The organism is Chroococcidiopsis sp. SAG 2025, assembly GCF_032860985.1.
GTDB lineage: Bacteria > Cyanobacteriota > Cyanobacteriia > Cyanobacteriales > Chroococcidiopsidaceae > Chroococcidiopsis.
The window spans coordinates 3,027,048-3,046,906 of record NZ_JAOCNC010000001.1 but is presented as its reverse complement, the minus strand read 5'-3'; the positions used below and the strand labels follow the sequence as shown (position 1 = coordinate 3,046,906).

Genomic DNA, 19,859 nt, shown 5'->3' with positions numbered 1-19,859 from the left:
AGGTCAATTTGCTGCTGGATAACCGAAGTTAGCGCCTCTTGGCGTTGTTGCTCGTTTTGCGCTAATTGTAGAGTTAGATCGGCAGTTCGCTTTTTAGAATCGCGAATTCTTTGCTCGTTGGCTTCATTTCCCTCTATGCTCGTTTTTTCATAGTATGTAAAGGAATTTCAGCGACAATCGTGCAACCTGAGTTGGGAGCGGCGTTAATATTTAATTCACCTCCTAATACTTGGGCGCGATCGCGCATACTTTGCAACCCAAAACCAGTAGTATTTTGACTTAATTGAAATCCCTTACCATTATCCGCAATTGTTAATTTTAAATAGTTTTTCATAACTTGTAATTGAATTTCAACTTCAGTAGCTTCAGCATGTCTACTAATATTTGTCAATGCTTCTTGGACAATGCGGTAGATAGCTGTAGAAACTTCTATCGTGATGGAATCGACAAGTTGAATTTGACATAACGGAATAATCCCAGTGGAGCGCCCAAAATCCTCAGCCAAAGATGCGATCGCTTGCTCTAAAGAACGCCCTAGCAGCGGATCGCGCAGCGCCGAAACCGACTGACGCACATCTTGCAAAGCTTGAGAACCTAAATTCTTTGCTTGTGTTAGAAACGTGTAAGCTCTAGTAGAATCGCTCAGCCAAAGTTTTATTGCCGTTTCTAACTGAAGGTTGAGTGCTGTTAATGAGTGTCCGAGAGAATCGTGAATTTCTCGTGCAATGCGACTGCGTTCTTGTAAAGTCGCTTGGTCTTCAATTCTCAGTGCATATTTTCGCAGTTGTTCGTTGGCGATCGCCAGTTTTTCTCGACTTTGACGCTCAGCCAATACTGCATTCATTAACAACAACACAAAAACTAAAACTAACCCAAATAAGAAAGCTAGGAGGAGCGGAAAAAAACGCAACCGTTCTTGAGCCATTGGCGGTGCGGGAATCCGATGAAAACGGCGCTGTAGCGTTAATAGGAAAAAAGTAAAAGATAAACCTGTAATCAATAATCTTCCTGGTAGTTCAAAAATCAGACAACTTCGAGTGACTAGAAGTAAGTAAAGGAAAGGAAACAGACGGATCGCTCGACTACCAGTGAGAGAAGTAAATAAAATGAGTAAAATTTCAATCGCAGTGTAAATAACTTTGTAGATTAGCTTGCCTGTGGGTAATCTCAAACCCATTAATCCAAAACCAGTGATACTGAGCAGCGTTAGCAAAGGAAATCTGGGAAACCGGAGACTGGGATTAGGTAATAATTCAGTCCAAATTGCGATCGCCAATAATGCCCACTCTAGGTAGAGCAGAAATGGAAACGGGTGACTTTGAGGTTGAATGGGACGAGTCACAAGGTTTAAAAGTCAAAGGTCAAAAGTCAAAAGTCAAAATTGGGGCAAGGGAGAGGGGGGAGACAAGGGAGCAAAACAATTCACGCATTCAAAATTCTCTACACCCCACACTTCCCACACCCCACACCCTACACCCTTTCTTTACTGATAACTGATAACCATGACTAAAGTCATAGAGCGATCGTGACCTTTTCTACATGAGATTGAGCAAACTCGTATCTAAGATGGTGGCACAGAATTGGTGTGGCGAGTGTATTGCTGAGCGTGAAGCTAAAATGAAAACTGATTTGCCTTATTCAGGGCGTTCTCATTGCGCGTGAAAGACTTAAAGAAAGTAGGAATTACTAAGTGGTTGCTGGGGATGTTCTTGCTTGGCTTCGTAGCCGCAGGTAGCTACATTGTTTATCGTCAAATTGTCATTGTTCCCCGTCAAGTTGCCCAGCGCCAAGCCTTATCTGTTCCAGTAGAACGATTGAATTTATCCGTGACTGTTGCAGCTAACGGCACAATTAAACCAGAGAGATCGATTAATGTCAGCCCTAAAAGTTCTGGACGGCTGAAAAGCCTGTTGGTAAAGGAAGGAGATTGGGTAAAGCAAGGGCAAATTATCGCCTACATGGATGATTCAAACCTACAGGGACAATTAACCGAAGTCAGGGGAAGATTAGCAGAAGCGCAAGCAAATTTACAAAAATTACTAGCGGGGAATCGCGTTGAAGATATCGCCCAAGCGCGAGCTGAGTTACAAAATACTCAAGCAACCCTAGAAGAAGCAACCTCAAATCTGCGCCAAAACGAGCAGTTATTCGCCTCTGGAGCAATTTCTAGTCGAGACTTAATTACGTCCCGCGCTGCTTACAATAGTGCCAAAGCCGCTGTGGATAGAGCGCAGCAAGCTTTAACATTACAACAAAATGGTTCGCGTCCTGAAGATATCGCCCAAGCCCGCGCTCAAGTCGAACAAGCACGAGGGGCATTACAAAATATTCAAACACAAATTAAGGATACGGCGATCGCGGCTCCTTTTAGTGGCGTAGTGGCGCAAAAATATGCCGATCCTGGTGCTTTTGTCACTCCCACCACCGCAGGTAGTTCTGTTTCTGGTGCAACTTCCAATTCTATCTTGGCACTGGCAGCGAACAATCAGGTTGTCGCCAACGTATCAGAAAGTAATATTGCTCAAATTCGCATCGGACAAGAAATTAATTTTCGAGCTGATGCTTATCCCGGCAAAACTTTTAAAGGGCGAGTAATTCAAATCGCCGTTCAATCTACCGTAGAGCAGAACGTCACGAGTTTTCAAGTTAAAGCTGCAATTCTCACCGCTCCTCAGCTGTTGCGATCGGGTATGAACGTTGATGTTGATTTTAAACCAGGCGAACTGAAAAATGCGATCGCCGTCCCCACAGTTGCGATCGCTCGTCAACCTAACGGTACGGGTGTATTTGTCGCTAGCGAGAATAATAATCCCGTCTTCACTCCCATCCAAACCGGAGTGACTGTAAATGACAAAACCCAAGTTTTATCAGGACTTACGGGAACCGAAAAAGTCTTCATCACCTTTCCACCAGGAACTCGTCCCCAAACCAGAACGCCAGGAATCCCAGGTATTGGAGGTTCGCGACGGTGAACAGTTATCAGTCGTAGGGGTGGGTTTAGCAAGCAGATGGACAACCTCAACATCACATCTTCGGTTGTTTCCTTAGTTTTGACTTTTGACTTTTGACTTTTGACTTTTGAAATTTCATGCCCAAAAAACCATCTATCCCCAAGCAAACTAACACCGTGTCAACCGTTGAAGTTGTCGGGATGGCGGCGGAATCTTTATGGAACCATAAGTTACGCACGGGATTGACAATGCTGGGTGTAATTATTGGGATATCTTCGGTAATTTCTATTACTTCGGTAGGACAAGGCGTACAAAAATCTACCGAGCAACAGATTCAAGCTTTGGGTACGAACGTCATGCTCGTCCTCGCGGGTGCGTCTACGACTGGTGGCGGGATTAACCAAGGGGTGGGTTCGGCTTCGACTTTGACTTGGGAAGATGCTAAAGCAGTAGCGCAACAGGCTCCAGCAGCGATTGGAGTGACTGCTTTTTTACAACGTCAGTTTCAAGTTGTCTATGGCGGACAGAATATTTCTACTAGCGTTCTTGGGACGGATTTATATTACTCTGATGTGAAAAATATTCGCCCCCAAATCGGACAATTTTTTACTCAGGCAGATTTAGATGCGGCTCAGCCAGTTGTAGTGTTGGGTTCTAAGGTGCGAGATCAGCTGTTCGGTGCAGCAGTCAATCCGGTAGGAGCTGATATTCGCATTCAGCGACAAAGTTATAAAGTACTGGGAGTTATGGAGCCAAAAGGCGCGGTTGGAGGTCAAGATCAAGACGATCGCGTATACATACCGTTAACGAATATGTCGGCGCGGTTGGTAGGAAATAATGCTTTGACTGGAGTTTCCATCAACGGATTTTGGTTAGCAGCCAGTGACGAAAAGCAGTTAGATGCGGCACAATTTCAAGTCACGAACCTCTTACGCTTGCGTCATAATATCTACCCACCGCAAGCAGATGATTTTCGGATTATCAATCAGGTCGATATTATCAACACGTTTAGTAGTGTAGTAGGACTATTTACCGTGATGGTAGTGGCGATCGCGGGGATTTCTCTAGTTGTAGGAGGAATCGGGATTGCCAATATCATGCTAGTCTCCGTTGTCGAACGGACAAAAGAAATTGGTATTCGCAAAGCTGTAGGCGCGACTAATGCGGCGATTTTAATTCAATTTTTAGCCGAAGCGGTTGTTGTCTCTGTGGTTGGCGGAGGGATGGGAATTGGCTTGGGAGTGGCGATCGCGGCTACTGCGGCTAATATTTTCAAATTTCCCCTTATCGTATCGTTGTGGTCGATCGCGAGTGGGTTTGGGCTTTCTTTCGTCGTCGGACTGCTAGCGGGAGTCATCCCAGCTCGGAATGCTGCTAAATTAGATCCCATTGCCGCTTTGAGAAGCGAGTAAAAATCTTTTATTCTCTGCTATAATCGTAAAGCCGATATGCGGATGTGGCGGAATTGGCAGACGCGCTAGATTTAGGTTCTAGTACCGAGAGGTGTGAAGGTTCAAGTCCTTTCATCCGCATTCCCTCTCTCTTCAAGCCTTTAAAGCTTTTCTACAAAGTCGTAAGATCTACACAATTGGCATCAGGATATCGCCTCGAACTGATTCCATATTTAACTACACGCCAGGGCTGCTGACAACCACAAGAGCAGACAAGTAAGGATGCACTAGCTAGAGCGATCGCGATCGTATTTTTATGACATTGAGTTGATTTTTTCTCACTAGATATTTATAGTTACTGGTGCTTCATCATTTGCGATCGATTTAACTCGAATAATTATAAAAATAAAATGTATTTCCAATTATCTCCGATTCTTGGGCGCTGGGGAGTAAGGCTAGGGCTGGTTGGTGTGGTGATAGGGGGTGCGATAACTTCGTCAAGCTTCGCTAACGCGTTTGGAACTACTGCGCTGGCTCAGGTTGTTCCAGATAATACATTGGGTGGAGAAAATTCTGTTGTTACCAGTACCGATAGTGTAGATACGATCTCCGGTGGGGCAACGCGAGGGGGAAATTTATTCCACAGCTTTCAACAGTTTTCTGTTCCCACCAACGGAGCAGCTATTTTTAACAATGCTACAAATATTCAAAATATCCTCACCAGGGTTACGGGTAGCTCAGTTTCTAATATCGATGGTTTGATTCAAGCCAATGGAGCAGCTATTTTATTTTTGCTCAACCCCAACGGTATAGTTTTCGGTCAAAATGCCAGGTTGAATATTGGCGGCTCGTTTATTGCGACGACGGCTAGCAGTATCAACTTTGCTGATGGAACGCAGTTTAGTGCTATTCCTGGTACAGGTGCGCCGCTGTTAACCGTGAGCGTTCCCTTGGGTTTACAATTTGGTACTGGTTCGGGGAATATCATCAACCGTGCTAGCGGCGTAGGTTTGCAAGTGCAGCCTGGGAGGACTATAGGATTAGTTAGTGGCAATATTAATTTAGAAGGAGGAAGATTAACTGCTGAAGGAGGACGAATTGAACTAGGCGCAGTTGCAGCCCCAGGAGTTGTAGGAATCAATCCTGATAGTAGTGGCTTCCGCTTCAGTTTTCCTACAGATTTAGCCTTGGCAGATATATCTCTATCCAATACAGCTTTAGTTGATGTTAGGGCTGGAGATGGTGGTAGTATCGCTGTCAATACCCGCAATTTAGCTCTGTTTGGCGGGAGTGCATTAGTTGCTGGCATCGGAGGAAATTAGGGATCGGCTGACGCAGTAGCAGGGGATGTAGATATTTACGCTCAAGATACTATAGCCATTGATGGTGTGGGCGAATTTCCAGAAGGGATTTTTAGTAGTGGCATATTCAACAATGTAGGATCGGATGGCACTGGAAAAGCTGGCAATATCAACATTAGAACTGGTTCTTTGTCTCTGAGCGATCGTGCTGTACTAAATGTCAGCAACTTCGGACAAGGAGACGCTGAAACTATATTTGTGCAAGCAGATAGTTCTATTTCTCTATTAAATAGCAATATCTTCAGTAATGTCTCCGGTGGGGCTGTAGGCAACGGCGGCGTGGTTAACATCAGCGCTGGTTCGCTTTCCTTGATAGATGGCTCTCAAATTGTTGCTGCTGTGGGAGATGGTTTAGATAGCCTGTCAGGTGGACGTGGTAATGGCGGAAATGTAAACATCGACGTGCGTAACTTCTTCAGCGCAGATGGCACTAACGGCGACGGTCTTTCTAGTGGAGTTTTTACCAGTGTAGGCTCTGGAGCTGTGGGCAAAGGGGGGAATGTTGATATTAGGGCTAGTTCACTATATTTTACAAACGGAGCTTTCATATTTGCTAGCACTTTCGGTCAAGGAAATGCAGGCGATGTGACAATAAATGTTCGCGACGGCATTACCTTTGCTGGCTTTAACAGTTACGGATTTTCTGCTGGAATCTTTAGCACTGTAGAGACAGGAGGTGTTGGCAACGGTGGTGACATCAATCTCAGGTCTGGAAGCCTATCACTAACTGATGGCGCTCAAATAGGAGCGTCTACCTTCGGTCAAGGGAATGCAGGCAATGTCGCTCTTGATGTGAGCGACACGATTTCCCTTCAAGGATCGAGTAGCGATGGTTTTTCAGTGGAATTTTCAGTTTTGTAGGACAAGAAGGCAGAGGCGATGGCGGTAACATCACGCTTAGGGCGCGATCGCTGTCTCTGACTAATGGTGGTTCCTTGAATACTTCTACCATTAGTCAGGGTGATGCAGGCAACATCAATATCACCATAGCTGATACCTTATCTCTGACTAATGGTAGCGCAATCACTGCTAACAGCTTTCTAGGTGCTGAGGGAGATGCTGGTAGCATTAATGTAGCAGTTCGCTCCCTCAATCTAGATAACGGCAGCATCTTTGCTCAATCCATATCTGGTAATGGCGGAGATATTAAATTAGAGGCAGGGCAGCGTGTAGGATTACGCAACGGAAGTCAAATAACTACCTCAGTAGGCACGGAACAGAAACCAGGTAATGGAGGTGATATTACAATTAACTCTCCTCTGGTCATAGCGAATTTTAATGGTAATAACGATATTATTACTAATGCTTTTCCTGGTGGCTCAGGCGGTAATATCAGGTTTGAAGCCCAAAATGTTATCGGATTCTTACCACTTATCAGTCGCCAAACAGTTTTGTCTCTATTTGGAACTAATCCTACAGCTGAAGAAGTTAAAAACTTTTTGAATAGTTCACCTAGTAATGATGTTGCATCCCTGTCTGGCTCACAAGTCGACTTCAATTCTGGTGAAGTAGTCTCTGTCTCTGATCTTGCCGAACTACCCACAACACCAGTAGATGCATCCACTCTAGTTGCATCTGGTTGTCCATCTGGAGCCGAAAACCGCTTTGTTGTCGCCGGACGCGGCGGCTTACCTCCCGCACCTGGGGATAAACTCAGCACTGATGCCCTCCTCACCGATTGGGCAACTCTAGAAACACCAGAAACTGAAAACCGTGCTGCGGTAGAAACAACTACCCCAGAAACAGCTAATACTACAGCCACTTCCCTAGTAGAAGCAACGACTTGGCAATTTGGCTCCAAAGGCGAAATTATCCTCTCCAATGCCGATCGCAACACGCCAAATCAGTTGAACGCAACACCTAGCAACTGCCATAGTTCGTGACTCAAGGCGATCGCACTTCTATTCACCTGAAAATTTTGGTGTTTCTGTCCTACAATTCGTGTAGCTAAATTTGTGAATGAGGATGCCGTTCGATGACCGCTCGTCCATACGATGTCGTACTTTACGGAGCTAGTGGTTTTACTGGAAAGCAAACGGTGCAGTACTTTGCCCAGCACGTAACTCCAGGCGAAGTACGTTGGGCGATCGCGGGTCGTAACCGTGAAAAACTCGAACAGGTAAAGGCACAAGTTGGTGTCAATGTCGATGTATTAGTCGCAGACAGCCAAGATGCAACTGCCATAGATAACATCGTGTCCCAGACACGAGTATTGCTGAATACGGCAGGACCATTTGCTCTCTATGGCAATAAAATTGTTGATGCCTGCGTGCGCTTCAAAACCCACTACGTTGACATTACAGGCGAGACTCCTTGGGTGAAGGAACTCTGCGATCGCTACCACGACAGAGCCGCAGCCGATGGTACTCGCATTATTCCCTGCTGTGGGTTTGATTCCGTGCCTTCGGATTTGGGGACTTACCTGATCGTTCGCTACATCCAACGAGAGCTAGGAACATCCTGCCGAGCGGTGAAAGCTTACTATCAAGCTATGGGCGGATTTAACGGTGGAACTCTAGCTTCTGCTTTTAACATCTATGATTCCACCCAGGTAAGTCAAGTCAGCAATCCTTTTTTACTCGATCCAACCAGCGATCGCTCCCCAGAAGAAATAGAACGCAATCGAGATCCACAATTCCCGCAATACGATCCCGACATTGATACGTGGGTAGCGCCATTTTTCATGGGTGCGATTAATACCCGCGTGGTACGCCGCAGCAGTGCCTTATACAGTCAGTGGCAAGAACCATACGGCATTGACTTTACCTACCAGGAATATCTGAAGTTCGACCCCCCGTTAGGGTGGCTGCCAGCAGTTGGTATTACGGCTACAACGGCTCTATTTACAGGTGCAATCCAGCAACCGCCAATCCGTAGTCTGCTGCAACCCCTTTTACCCCAACCAGGTAGCGGTCCGTCGGAGAAAACAATGAACGAGGGATGGTTTCGCTGCGAACTTTTAGGATTGACGAGCGACGGACGCAAGGTAGGGGGACTGATCTGCGATCGCGGCGATCCTGGCAACCGCGCCACGGTGAAATTTTTGTGCGAGTCAGCATTGTGTTTGGCATTGAATGAAGACAAACTACCTGGCGGTTGGCAACGCGGGGGTATCCTCACCCCCGCAACTGGACTCGGTGACGTTCTGGCAGAACGGTTGCGCCATGCAGGTATGACTGTCGATATAGATCGAAATTTTTGCCAAAGGTGAGCGATAAAAACAACAACCCAAGACTCATTAGAACATCCTACCTTAAGTTAGGGGGACGACACTTATAGCAATTCTCGATTGCGTGCGTGACATTTGTAGGGACGCTTTCTCTGTGCGCCCCTACTACAGATCGTGTGTTTTACCCAATAACAAAGCACTTAATTGTCATCGGTCTCGCGCCATGCTAGGGAAAATCATTGGTCGGCGATATCAAGTCGTACAAATCCTCGGTAGTAGTAGCTACTGTCAGACCTACCTAGCACGCACTCTCGATCGCAACCAGCCTGCTAAGTGTGTGATTAAGCATTTATTATCCACAGACAAAATCACCGATCTCAGTTATCGCTGGCAACGCTTGTTCAGCCGAGAAATTGCGGCTTTAGAAAAACTCCAGTCCTATTCGCAAGTACCGCAGTTATTAGACTATTTTGATGAAGATCGACAATTTTACTTGGTACAAGAGTATATTGTCGGACAACCGCTAAGTCAACTCATGCCACCAGTAAGAGTCAAGTGGAGTCAGCAGCAAGTCATCGAGTTGTTGTATGAAGTCCTCAGCATTCTGGAAATAGTACACTCACAAGGACTCATTCACCGCGATCTCAAGCCTAATAACTTAATTCGCCGAGCATCGGATGGAAAATTAGTCCTAATTGACTTTGGCAGCGTTAAACAAGCTTGGACGCAGGTAGTGACATCATCAGGACAAACCCAAGCCAATTATGCCATCGGTCTTCCTGCCACCATAGCTGTAGGTACATCTGGTTATATGCCCTCCGAGCAAAGTCACGGACGACCGCGACCTAACAGCGACATTTACGCTTTGGGGATGATTGGCATTCAAGCCTTAACTGGAATGCAACCAACGCAATTATTAGAAGATGCCGAAACTGGGGAAATGATTTGGCAACATCTGGTAACGATCGCGCCAGAGCTAACAGCCATTTTAAATAAAATGGTACGCTACCACTTTTTAGAGCGATACCAGTCTACCACAGAGGCATTAAATGCCCTAGCGCCTCTAGTGGCAAATGCGCCGGAAAAAGTAAATACTGCTACAGCGCAGACATCCACCACAGTCATGCCTTTAGTGGCAAAACCAGCAGATAAGAGCGCAGGAGCGGTAAGCATCAAATACGAACGCATCGCCTCACGGTTAGGAACAGCATTGGGAGTGACTTCTGCATTTGCGCTGTTACTTGGTAGTTACTATGCTTTGCGACCGACAACAAATATTTCACCCACAATGGCGCGATCGCAAATTGTCGAAGCATCTCATACAACCGAGCCTAGCACCTCTCCTCACACCTCGATGACGCGCACCTTGACTGGGCATACTAACGCAGTGTGGGCGGTGGCGATCGCGCGTGACGGACGTACCCTAGTTAGTGGTAGTGGGGACAAGACGATTAAATTCTGGGATATTGGTTCTGGACAATTGCTACGTACCTTAACTGGCAATTCAGCTGAAGTCATATCGCTTGCCTTAAGTCAAGATGGACAAATGCTGACAAGTGCTAGCTACTCAGCTCAGCCAGCAGTCAAAGTTTGGGATCTATCCACTCAAGGATTACAACATGCAATTGGAAATGTTAGTAAAGTCTGGTCTGTTGCCATGAGTCCCGATCGCCAGACTCTTGTAAGTAGCAACGCAGACGCAAGTATCAAAATTTGGGATTTACCTACACGAACGCTACGCCGCACTCTTGTCGGACACGCGGACACAGTTTGGTCTGTTGCCATTAGTCCTAATGGTAAAACTTTAGTTAGTGGTAGTAAAGATCGAACGATTAAAATTTGGGATCTTCGTACCGGAGCATTACGCCGTACTCTTTTGGGACATACAGATCGAGTCAGATCTGTGGCGATTAGTCCTGATGGACAGACTTTGGTATCTAGTAGTTGGGATAAAACGATCGGAATTTGGCAGTTGCATACCGGACGGCGATTACGCACTTTGACCGGACATTCAGACTATATTAATTCAGTTGCTATTAGCCCAGATAGTCAGATGATTGCTAGTGGAAGTGACGATCGCCAAATCAAACTTTGGCAGCTCAATACTGGAGAGCTATTGACAACTTTTTCTGGACATCAAGGTAACGTAAATAGCCTCAGCTTCACTCCCGATGGCAAGTCAATTATTAGTGGTAGTGAAGACAAAACTGTCAAAGTTTGGAGTTTGCAAGGGATAAACTAATTTAGATTAAAGGCGATCGCCCCCCTCAAGCAAGCACCACTGAGATTGGTATCGCTCGTGTTTGCGCCTGTTAAGTCTGCCCTCAATAAGTTTGCACCGCTCAGATCGGCTCCACTCAAATTAGCATCGCTCAAATCTGCCGCAGTCAAGTCAGCTCCGCTGAGATTTGCGCCGCTGAGGTTAGCCCCTCTCAACTTTGCCCAGCCGAAATTAATCTGACTGAGATTGAGATGGCTGAGATCGGCGCACATGAGATTGGCATTGATAAAGTGTCTGTCTCCAACTACGTAGCGCCGTTTTAATGTCTCAACACTTAATTTGGGTAATAAAGTACAAGACTTACCGCTGTCACACCATCTTGCTTCCACCAAGCTAGCAGCAGTTTTAATTGCTATTTCATCTGAGCTAGGTATGACTACACTATTACACTCATCCCATCGACCGTCGAGCATGAAAGCAACATTATAGGCTGCATCACGTGAATCGAATAAGAGAACGCGATGTTCCCCAGAGCGATCGCTCAATCTAACGATCGCATCTCTCAACGATGAGAATTTTTGCAGTAAGTCTTTCATACTCTCGAATCACCCCATCACTAAATTAATTGTTAGCCGATCCTGGCTCAGTTAGCTTGCGGTGCAGTTCGGCGTTGACGGTATCGGGCAAAACTTTGCTCACCGCACCCTGAATTTTGGTCGCGAGCGATCCGGCAATTATACTATCCTTACCTTTCATTAGAGCTTCAAATCCCTGCTTGGCAACCTCAGCCGGATCGTCCTTCTGGTTTGCACCTACGTTAGTATCGTCCATTCCGGCACGGTGGAAAAAGTTAGTTTCAGTTGGTCCTGGCATGAGCGCAGTTACAGTTACGCCTGTGTCCTTCAACTCGTTGCGTAACCCTTCCGAGAAGGATTGGATAAAGGCTTTAGAAGCTGCATAGACTGCCTCAAACGAACCAGGCATCAGGGCGGCGATCGATGACGTGAAGAGAATTCGACCCTTGCCGCGATTCACCATATCCTTGACAACTCGTTTGGCAAGATGGACGGACGATACAACGTTGAGGTTAATTAGATTGAGTTCGTCTTGTAGATCGGTTTCGCGAGCAAAATCGCCGCCAACACCAACACCTGCGTTAATGGCGATCGCATCCACTGCTCGATTAGTGTTTTGAATTTTCTGATATAGCGCCTCAACACCGCCATAGGTAACGAGATCCGCCTGTACCGTCTCGACTTTGGCATCCATCCCTTCCAATGTCTGAGCAACTTCGTTCAGATTTGAATTAGTGGCTGTGATGAGGAGATCGAAACCGTTTTGGGCGAACTGTTTGGCAAGTTCGTAGCCGATACCACTGGAAGCACCTGTAACGACAGCTAGGGGACGGGTGAATGAATTATCCATAAGTGGTTAAAAACTGTATACTTCTAACCCTTACAATCCTAGAAACACAACCGTGCGATCGCGTCTTTCCAATGAAGTAGTAGTACTGTGCCTTTTAGAGGAGTTTCGCTCGAACAGCAGACGATCGCTGCCCAGAAAACCCCAAACGCCTGCTACTGAATGAGAATTGTCACCTCTTCTGCTTTGGTATGCAAAGCTTTCTTCACCTGATGCCCGATCTTCTCAATCAGCTCGTCAAAAGCCTGCCGCTCTTGGGTCATTTTTTCCCTCAGACTTGACTCTAGTTCGGGTTTTATTTTGTCACAGATACTATCTATTGTTTTATCTCCTAATGCCACAAAACGAATCCAACTAGGAATATCCAACTTTTCCTTAATCGCGTCTTCAATTTTCTCCCGATTTAGCCCCACTCCCCCACCAACGAGAGCTGCACCATAAACTAGTGCGATCGGCACAATTAAATGCCCAGTTAAGAGTAGAGCGATAATGCTACCGACAGTACCACTGCCAATGACCAAATTAATCGTAAATGCCACTGCATCAGCAAGGATAGCATTCCCTATCGGTAAGTCAGGATTGACTAGAGTTGGGTCGATGCCACTTTCTAACCTTAAACTGCTTCTAGGAATTTGAAACTGACGACAAATCGGATCGGTTCGCTCGGCTATTTCAGGTTGAATGCTGCTGTTGAACCAAGTCACGCATTTATTATCGATGAGTTGCCGACCGCGATCGCTTTTTAGCCACTGTTCTGCTTGGCTTTTCATCCAACTTTCAAGATCTGCAAGAGTGCGGATTTGACCGTTTTTCCAGTTTTTTAATCCAGGTTTGACAGCATTTTCAATCAAAGCTACTGATAATGGCTGAGTTATTAGCTCAATTAGCTGTGGAATATTTTTGGCGATCGCCTCTTTCAGCTGGTGCGAGTCGTATAGTTTGTCAACTTCTGCTTTAAATGCACTAGCGCGTAGTTCCCATCTTCCTACTCGTGCTAGACCTAATGCAATGCATCGTTCTGGTTCTGGATCGGGACGAACTTGAGTTTCGGGTTCGGGAAAAATTTCTTCGCAAATTTGGCGCGTAAAACTCATGCGAGATGCACCACCGGTCATCAATAAAACTTTGGGCGTTACACCAAGTTTTTCTAGCTTTTCCTTTGCTTCATTGACTGTCTGACGATACAACTCTTGCCAACTTTTATTTCCTAGTTCGGGTAGAGGCTGATTTAAAATTTCTGCAATAATTTGCTGATTGACTTTAGGAATGAAAAAAATCTGTTCGTTAATCGACTCAAAACCGCGTGCGAAGGATTGAGGATCGCTGTATATCTGTTCGTTAGAAAAGTAATCTTCTTTCGCTTTACGACAGGCAAGTTCGCACCGCGCTTGATGATGAGGGTATTCTGCAAACACTTTTTCTAGTAAAACTTTCTGTTCGTGGTTAGCAAGAGTACGAGCAAAAATCGCTCGGTCGATCGAACTAGCTCCTAAAGCATTACTGCCAAAATCTAGTGGAATTTCGTGAAAGCTTTTAACTAAGGTAAAATCTGTAGTTGAAGAACCAATATCGACAATTAGCACTGATGATTTGAGCTGGTCGTAGCCAAACTTACCGACTTCTTTGGCTTGCATGAAAGCAGCTCGCGATTCGGGTACGACACTTAATAATGGAATGCCAGTTGACTCTAATAAATGCTGGTATTTTTCTCGCTCGTCCAAAGTCCATCCTGAAGGACATCCAACATAGAAATGGCTATTAATTCCACCTTCAATTTGTTTGCTTTCTTTAAGCAGGCGATAGTAAGTTTCTAGAAATCTACTGATTGTTTCTCTAGAATTAAGGTCGTCGTCTGGCTTTTGCTTAAAAGTAATTTTCAGTTGAGTCACGCCAGCTTGAATTAATGCTTGGTCTCCCACAAGATAGCCTAATTCGGGATGCCAGCCAAGAGCGGTAATTTGGTTCTTCTTATGATTTATTTCCAACATTTGCGGAGACTCAATACTTTGAGCTGGCGCTTTAGCTACAGCCGTTTCACCATGTCCCAAATCAAAACCTATTACCTCGATAACTTTCACGTTCATAGTGTTATTTATAGTTAATATTTAATCTTAATCTCGCTCGCAGTTGAATGTGATGTTAGACCAACTCACGATGACACAATATTTTCATTTTCAGTTTTACAAAGAGCTGGCTCAATCACCCTACCGCGTAGCAGCAGGCGATCGCCCTTCCATAAGGCAGGAGTTATAGTAATGTATTCTTGAGCCGAGCGGTCTATATTTGGCTCGAAGTCAAAATACTCGCGACGGCTAGATTCGTCATGCGGTCGGTACATCTGAATTCTAATTCCCTGCTCCATTAAAATTTGCGGCAGAAGCTTTGTAAGTTCGAGCGTCATTTGCGGTTGAGCCAGAAATGACGCGCCACTGAGTCTTTGTAGAAAATTCAAAAGTTCTGGCAATTCTTCTATGCCATTAGCATCAATTGTCTTCTTATTTTCCGAAGCTGCAACGGCAAGATCGATAGTATTTAGGGCATCGCCTAAACTATTTAACAAAGTAGCTTTATCGATCTGCAATTTTGACGGAAGTGTTTCCTTCAGCACAGCAAAATCTAAGCGATTTTCTTGACTAGCATTGAGTTGAAATACTACTTCTAGTCCGACTAGCAGCAAGAGCAACAAAATTGCAATCCAGACTTGCGAAGAATTTGAATACGATGAGAATAACGCTCCTAAAATACCGATACAACTGAGTCCTTGTAGCAGTTTTAAAATCAAGTTTTTTGGAGAAAACTTAGGAGTTTGACTAAAAATTTGTCCCCGTTCTATACTTAAATCTTGCGTAGAATCGATTGCAGTCAGAGTATTTAGAGACTGGCGCAGCACTTCTAAAAAAAAGGAAGCCAAACGCACCTGAGCGATACTGAGTTCGCCAAGATAACTTCTTTCAAGTTCATCAAGTCGGTTCTGCACCACCTTAACTACTTGCTCTAAGCTAGTCGCTCTCTCGATGTCTGAGTGTAGATCGCTGCGGCTTTCGTTAAAAAGTGTTGTGAGTGTCTTCATTGTGCTAGACGAAGCTTGGGGAGCTATAGTGCCTCTCTAAAAACGGTAACTTCTTCAATAGGCTGACGACCACTAACTCTAGGGTTACTTTTATTAGTCGGTGTGTTAGGGAAGATCTGGGGGGCGATCGCATTCAATATTTAGATAAGGCTCGATCCCCCCAACCCCCCTTGAAAAAGGGGGCTATAATTCGCAAATAATAAGGGGTGCAGTTATAGAAACGCACCCCAGGTTTAACATAGAGATTTAAATTTAGAATTGAACCGTTGTTACTTATATCTTCAAAACTCGCCAGCTCGATTCCAGAAAATAATGATACAAAGAACCCTGACCTCTGGTGGAGGTATCTAGAGTAAAGTTGTAGGCATAGTAGAACTGCTTTGTACTTTTGGCAACAACCAATGACTACGAGCAATTCGCATCTAGATGCAGTATTGCAGCGCTCAAACCCCCTCGTTCAGGTGTTTGCAGATGACGGTAGATTTCCGAACAATGAAAAACTGCCTCTAGTTCTGTACCAAAATGCGGTGAAGTTACCCCAAAAAGATCCAGCCGCAACCTTCGAGGTGATATTCCATGCTAATAAATGGAACGGCTCTTGGCGCAATGGCATTTATCCTTACCATCACTATCACAGCACTGCTCACGAAGTGCTGGGTATATCTCGCGGTGAGGCTTCTGTCCAACTTGGCGGCGATCGCAATGGGCAAACGTTTGAAGTTCGGGCTGGAGATGTCATTATCATTCCTGCTGGAGTCGCACACAAAAATCTAGGTTCTAGTCCCGATTTTCAAGTTGTGGGAGCCTATCCGCAGGGACAGACATGGGATATGAACTATGGAAAACCAGGCGAACGTCCCCAAGCAGAGAGCAACATCGCTCAAGTGCCTCTGCCTCAAACCGATCCAATTTATGGCAAGGATGGACGGCTAGCTAAATACTGGCATCTACAGCAAGCAAAGGTGTGAGTCATGAGCCAGATTACAATCCCAAATACAGAGTTTTACAGTTGGAATAACTACCGCTGCGCTTACGAACACTACACTCCAGAAGCTCAAGATAGCACTCCTTTACTACTCATTCACCCGATTGGTGTTGGCTTATCGCGTCGATTTTGGCATCGCTTCTGCCAAGCTTGGTATCAAGGCGGACACAATAATCCGATCTACAATCCCGACCTCCTCGGCTGCGGTGAGAGCGAGATGCCACATATCGCCTACACTCCGGCTGATTGGGCTGCGCAGTTGCAACATTTTCTGCAAACGGTCATCCAAAAACCCGTCACCCTAGTCGTGCAAGGGGCGCTGCTACCCGTAGCACTTGAGTTAGTCCGGTTGCAAACTCAACCAAATTTCATCCAAAAATTGGTACTGGCTAGCCCTCCAGCGATCGCACTCATGACCCAACCAACAGGAGTGAGGCAGCAAAAACTGACTTGGAATTTGCTAGATTCACCCCTTGGCACTGCCTTTTATTTTTATGCTCGCAGACCGCAGTTTTTAAGGTCTTTCTCGACGCGCCAGCTATTTGCTAGTAGCGATCGCGTCGATAGTGAATGGTTGGATCTGTTGGTCAAAGGTGCGGCAAATCCCGCTAGCCGTTATGCAGTCTTTTCCTTCTTAGCAGGTTTCTGGCGACAGAATTATCAAGACGCGATCGCGGCGATCGCTCAACCAACATTAGTTGTTGTGGGCGATCGAACATCGAGTATCAGTCAAACAGGCAAGCAGGATACGCCAGACCGACGATTAACCGACTACCTCAAGTGCTTGCCTCAAGGCAAAGGTGTCAAGATTGCTGGTCGCAATGTCTTACCCTACGAGTCAACGACTGAATTCGTTGCCACGCTGGCAGCATTTGAACCTTAGTCAATTCAATTTGGAATTGTCAATTAGGAGCATTTATGCGCATTCATCATCTGAATTGCGGTTGTATGTGTCCGTTGGGCGGAGCGCTATTTGACGGCTTCAGTCGGGGTCTGAGTGCCTGCCTCGTCTGCCATTGCCTGCTGGTCGAGACAGAACAGGGACTTGTCCTGATCGACACTGGCTTTGGTCAGCGCGATCTTGAAGCGCCTTACTCGCGACTTAGCCCATTCTTCATTCAAGTTAATCGGATTCAATTCGATCGCAAATATACGGCGCTCCACCAGCTCGAACAACTCGGTTTTAGTGCAAATGACGTGCGCCATATTGTAGTAACCCATCTCGATTTCGACCATGCTGGCGGTTTAGAAGATTTTCCCGAAGCAACCGTACATGTGATGCAGGCTGAGATTGAGGCTACGCGATCGCGGCACGGTTTCATTGCCAGCCGACGCTATCGTCCTGGGCAGTGGGATGAGGTCAAAAGCTGGAAGTATTATTCTGCCGGAGGTGAACCTTGGTTCGGCTTTGAGGCAGTGCGCAACCTTGAGGGACTACCACCAGAGATCCTGATGATCCCGCTCGTCGGTCACACGCGGGGTCATGCTGGGATTGCGATCGACACGCCCGAAGGCTGGCTGCTTCATGCAGGCGATGCCTACTTTTATCGACATGAGATGGGTTCGCCTCAGCGTCGCTGCACGCCTGGTCTGCGCGCCTACCAGTGGATGATGGAAGTCGATCGCCAAGCCCGCATCTACAACCAGCAGCGGTTACACGCACTGTCCCTCGAGCGCAGCAAAGACGTGCGCCTCTTTTGCAGTCACGACGCTGTTGAGTTTGAGACATTCGCCAAGCGATCGGATTGATGAGCTAGACAAATTCAATTACAAATTGTCCGCCGCTTTGCTCAATAGGTCGTCTAGCTCCGCCTGCATGTGGCTGCAAACCCTTTCATAACAAGCATCTACATAGTCGCGATCGCGTGCGGCGGTACGCCCGTAACGCTCGAATACAACTGGCGCACAAACACGAGTATGAATCTGCACGGGAAACGGGAAATTGGGAATTGGACCAATTCCAACACCCCAAGGTAGCCCCAGAAAAATTGGAAACACGCCTGTATTACCGTCAAGCGACAAGGGAAAACCCCACTCTTGTAGGTGTTTCACCTGTGAGTAAAGATCGGTCAAGATAATTAGAGTTTCATGAGCGCCGTGGGAAACCAGCGGTACGATTGGTGCTGATTCGATCAGAGCTAACTTGATAAACGCTTTATTGTTTGCCAAGTAAATTCGGTTTCGCCAAGCATAAGGACGAAACAAATCTTTTGCTCCGCCTGGATAGACGAGTAGCGCTGCATCTTTTGAGAGTGCCGCACGCGCCATTTTTGGATGAGCTATAATTGCCCCGACCTGCGAACCTGGTCGAGCAAAAAGTGGCGTTTGCCAAGCAGAGGGATGCATTAAGGCATAGGCTAATCGTTCGTAGCCAAACCGACAGAACCAGTCATACAGAAACATTGATGTATCTGGGGAAGCCAAGCCGCCATTGTGCGAGCCAACGAGCAACACCTTACCTGTCGATGGGATATGATGCCAACCATCGGTTTGCACTCGGAAGTAGTTATAGTAAAACCATTTCCAAATTGGCATCCAAGCTTTAATCGCTTCAGGATTGCGCTCTGATAAAGACCAGCCATCAAACCTATGCCCAGAAGTTGTGGCGCTATGGCTTTTCGTGCCTGTGACAATGCTTAACTTTTCCAGTAAATCAGAGAGTTGTTGCGAGATTTGGTCATTACTGCCCCAGTTGCGTTCAAAAATGTTCAAGATGATTCCAATAGATAGCTATAGCCCTTAATTATTCTATACATGCCACCCAGACATGTTAACAGCGATCGCACTTCTACCACTGTTCGTCTCGGTCTGCATAGTCTCAAAAGGTGCTAGTAGTCTACCCCAACAACAAGCGCTCCTATTTCCAGTTTAGGCAAATCGATTGCCGACTAGCTTAGTTGTATGAAATTGATTTTGCATCCATGTATACCCCTTATCAATGCAATTCGGACAAGCTTCACCACAGGTTTCTCCACATTCATTACATAAAATTATTGTTGCTTCTTTTCTCTCGAAATCTCGCTGGCAGAAATAGCAACGCTGATATTTTCGAGAATAGCTCCTGTGTTCGATTTGAAATTTCATCATCTTAATCTTGCTTAACTAAATTTGTTGGCAAATCATTGTATGAGTTTAAAAAACAGCATTTTTTCCACGAAAATCCTTGTTATCATGGCAAGCAGGCAAAAAGCTTATATTTATTAAGCATACAAACGACTTGTCTACAGTTACGTTTCAGAAAATGTATGACTTCAGTTCTAGTTTGTATGACTTATTTACGTTATTTATA

General features: G+C 45.8%; 16 protein-coding genes and 1 tRNA gene. 11 read left to right on the top strand and 6 right to left on the bottom strand.

Features of this window, described 5'->3' with window-relative positions; all coding sequences use genetic code 11:
- Positions 1–133 precede the first annotated feature (133 nt).
- Positions 134–1,342, bottom strand: a complete 1,209-nt coding sequence (locus N4J56_RS14690; protein WP_317107119.1) for a sensor histidine kinase — start codon at positions 1,340–1,342, stop codon at positions 134–136.
- A 316-nt stretch (positions 1,343–1,658) separates the two neighbouring features.
- Between N4J56_RS14690 and N4J56_RS14685 the strand changes: the two genes are divergently transcribed.
- The 8 genes from N4J56_RS14685 (at position 1,659) to N4J56_RS14650 (ending at position 11,114) form a co-directional block, all read left to right on the top strand.
- Positions 1,659–2,972: an efflux RND transporter periplasmic adaptor subunit gene (locus tag N4J56_RS14685; RefSeq protein WP_317107118.1), complete on the top strand. Its 1,314-nt coding sequence runs from the start codon at positions 1,659–1,661 to the stop codon at positions 2,970–2,972.
- A 179-nt stretch (positions 2,973–3,151) separates the two neighbouring features.
- On the top strand, positions 3,152–4,363 hold the full coding sequence (locus tag N4J56_RS14680) for an ABC transporter permease (RefSeq protein ID WP_410500501.1): 1,212 nt from the start codon (positions 3,152–3,154) through the stop codon (positions 4,361–4,363).
- A 38-nt stretch (positions 4,364–4,401) separates the two neighbouring features.
- Positions 4,402–4,483 (top strand) — tRNA-Leu (locus tag N4J56_RS14675).
- 269 nt (positions 4,484–4,752) lie between these two features.
- Positions 4,753–5,664: a filamentous hemagglutinin N-terminal domain-containing protein gene (locus N4J56_RS14670; protein WP_317107116.1), complete on the top strand. Its 912-nt coding sequence runs from the start codon at positions 4,753–4,755 to the stop codon at positions 5,662–5,664.
- A 66-nt stretch (positions 5,665–5,730) separates the two neighbouring features.
- Complete coding sequence (locus N4J56_RS14665) at positions 5,731–6,564, top strand: hypothetical protein (protein WP_317107115.1); 834 nt, start codon at positions 5,731–5,733, stop codon at positions 6,562–6,564.
- A 74-nt stretch (positions 6,565–6,638) separates the two neighbouring features.
- On the top strand, positions 6,639–7,586 hold the full coding sequence (locus tag N4J56_RS14660) for a hypothetical protein (RefSeq protein WP_317107114.1): 948 nt from the start codon (positions 6,639–6,641) through the stop codon (positions 7,584–7,586).
- 92 nt (positions 7,587–7,678) lie between these two features.
- Complete coding sequence (locus tag N4J56_RS14655; protein WP_317107113.1) at positions 7,679–8,914, top strand: saccharopine dehydrogenase family protein; 1,236 nt, start codon at positions 7,679–7,681, stop codon at positions 8,912–8,914.
- A 181-nt stretch (positions 8,915–9,095) separates the two neighbouring features.
- Positions 9,096–11,114 (top strand): serine/threonine-protein kinase, encoded by a 2,019-nt coding sequence (locus N4J56_RS14650; protein WP_317107112.1) that lies wholly within the window; start codon positions 9,096–9,098, stop codon positions 11,112–11,114.
- Here N4J56_RS14650 and N4J56_RS14645 read toward each other — a convergent pair.
- From N4J56_RS14645 to N4J56_RS14630, 4 genes are all read right to left on the bottom strand, one after another.
- Positions 11,111–11,689 (bottom strand): pentapeptide repeat-containing protein, encoded by a 579-nt coding sequence (locus tag N4J56_RS14645; RefSeq protein ID WP_317107111.1) that lies wholly within the window; start codon positions 11,687–11,689, stop codon positions 11,111–11,113. The two genes, N4J56_RS14650 and N4J56_RS14645, sit on opposite strands and share 4 nt — an antisense overlap.
- A 25-nt stretch (positions 11,690–11,714) precedes the next feature.
- Complete coding sequence (locus N4J56_RS14640) at positions 11,715–12,518, bottom strand: SDR family NAD(P)-dependent oxidoreductase (protein WP_317107110.1); 804 nt, start codon at positions 12,516–12,518, stop codon at positions 11,715–11,717.
- Between the two features lie 152 nt (positions 12,519–12,670).
- Positions 12,671–14,593, bottom strand: coding sequence for an Hsp70 family protein (locus tag N4J56_RS14635; protein WP_410500500.1), 1,923 nt, complete (start codon positions 14,591–14,593; stop codon positions 12,671–12,673).
- A 71-nt stretch (positions 14,594–14,664) separates the two neighbouring features.
- Positions 14,665–15,585, bottom strand: coding sequence for a hypothetical protein (locus N4J56_RS14630; protein ID WP_317107108.1), 921 nt, complete (start codon positions 15,583–15,585; stop codon positions 14,665–14,667).
- Positions 15,586–15,986: 401 nt separating this feature from the next.
- Here N4J56_RS14630 and N4J56_RS14625 point away from each other — a divergent pair, with 401 nt between their 5' ends.
- Genes N4J56_RS14625 through N4J56_RS14615 form a run of 3 tightly spaced genes read left to right on the top strand, consistent with a single transcriptional unit; the run spans position 15,987 to position 18,319 of the window.
- On the top strand, positions 15,987–16,553 hold the full coding sequence (locus N4J56_RS14625) for a cupin domain-containing protein (protein WP_317107107.1): 567 nt from the start codon (positions 15,987–15,989) through the stop codon (positions 16,551–16,553).
- Positions 16,554–16,556: 3 nt separating this feature from the next.
- Positions 16,557–17,453: an alpha/beta hydrolase gene (locus N4J56_RS14620; protein ID WP_317107106.1), complete on the top strand. Its 897-nt coding sequence runs from the start codon at positions 16,557–16,559 to the stop codon at positions 17,451–17,453.
- A 35-nt stretch (positions 17,454–17,488) separates the two neighbouring features.
- Positions 17,489–18,319, top strand: a complete 831-nt coding sequence (locus tag N4J56_RS14615; protein WP_317107105.1) for an MBL fold metallo-hydrolase — start codon at positions 17,489–17,491, stop codon at positions 18,317–18,319.
- A gap of 18 nt (positions 18,320–18,337) precedes the next feature.
- On the opposite strand, the gene N4J56_RS14610 is transcribed toward N4J56_RS14615, so the two are convergent.
- On the bottom strand, positions 18,338–19,282 hold the full coding sequence (locus N4J56_RS14610; protein WP_317107104.1) for a glycerol acyltransferase: 945 nt from the start codon (positions 19,280–19,282) through the stop codon (positions 18,338–18,340).
- Positions 19,283–19,859 lie beyond the last annotated feature (577 nt).

Excerpts from the sequence above, each read along its gene's own strand:
- N4J56_RS14625 (WP_317107107.1), top strand. The coding sequence starts at position 15,987 with ATGACTACGAGCAATTCGCATCTAGATGCAGTATTGCAGCGCTCAAAC.
- N4J56_RS14655 (WP_317107113.1), top strand. The coding sequence starts at position 7,679 with ATGACCGCTCGTCCATACGATGTCGTACTTTACGGAGCTAGTGGTTTT.
- N4J56_RS14630 (WP_317107108.1), bottom strand. The coding sequence starts at position 15,585 with ATGAAGACACTCACAACACTTTTTAACGAAAGCCGCAGCGATCTACAC.
- N4J56_RS14670 (WP_317107116.1), top strand. The coding sequence starts at position 4,753 with ATGTATTTCCAATTATCTCCGATTCTTGGGCGCTGGGGAGTAAGGCTA.
- N4J56_RS14650 (WP_317107112.1), top strand. The coding sequence starts at position 9,096 with ATGCTAGGGAAAATCATTGGTCGGCGATATCAAGTCGTACAAATCCTC.
- N4J56_RS14615 (WP_317107105.1), top strand. The coding sequence starts at position 17,489 with ATGCGCATTCATCATCTGAATTGCGGTTGTATGTGTCCGTTGGGCGGA.
- N4J56_RS14620 (WP_317107106.1), top strand. The coding sequence starts at position 16,557 with ATGAGCCAGATTACAATCCCAAATACAGAGTTTTACAGTTGGAATAAC.
- N4J56_RS14640 (WP_317107110.1), bottom strand. The coding sequence starts at position 12,518 with ATGGATAATTCATTCACCCGTCCCCTAGCTGTCGTTACAGGTGCTTCC.
- N4J56_RS14680 (WP_410500501.1), top strand. The coding sequence starts at position 3,152 with ATGGCGGCGGAATCTTTATGGAACCATAAGTTACGCACGGGATTGACA.
- N4J56_RS14645 (WP_317107111.1), bottom strand. The coding sequence starts at position 11,689 with ATGAAAGACTTACTGCAAAAATTCTCATCGTTGAGAGATGCGATCGTT.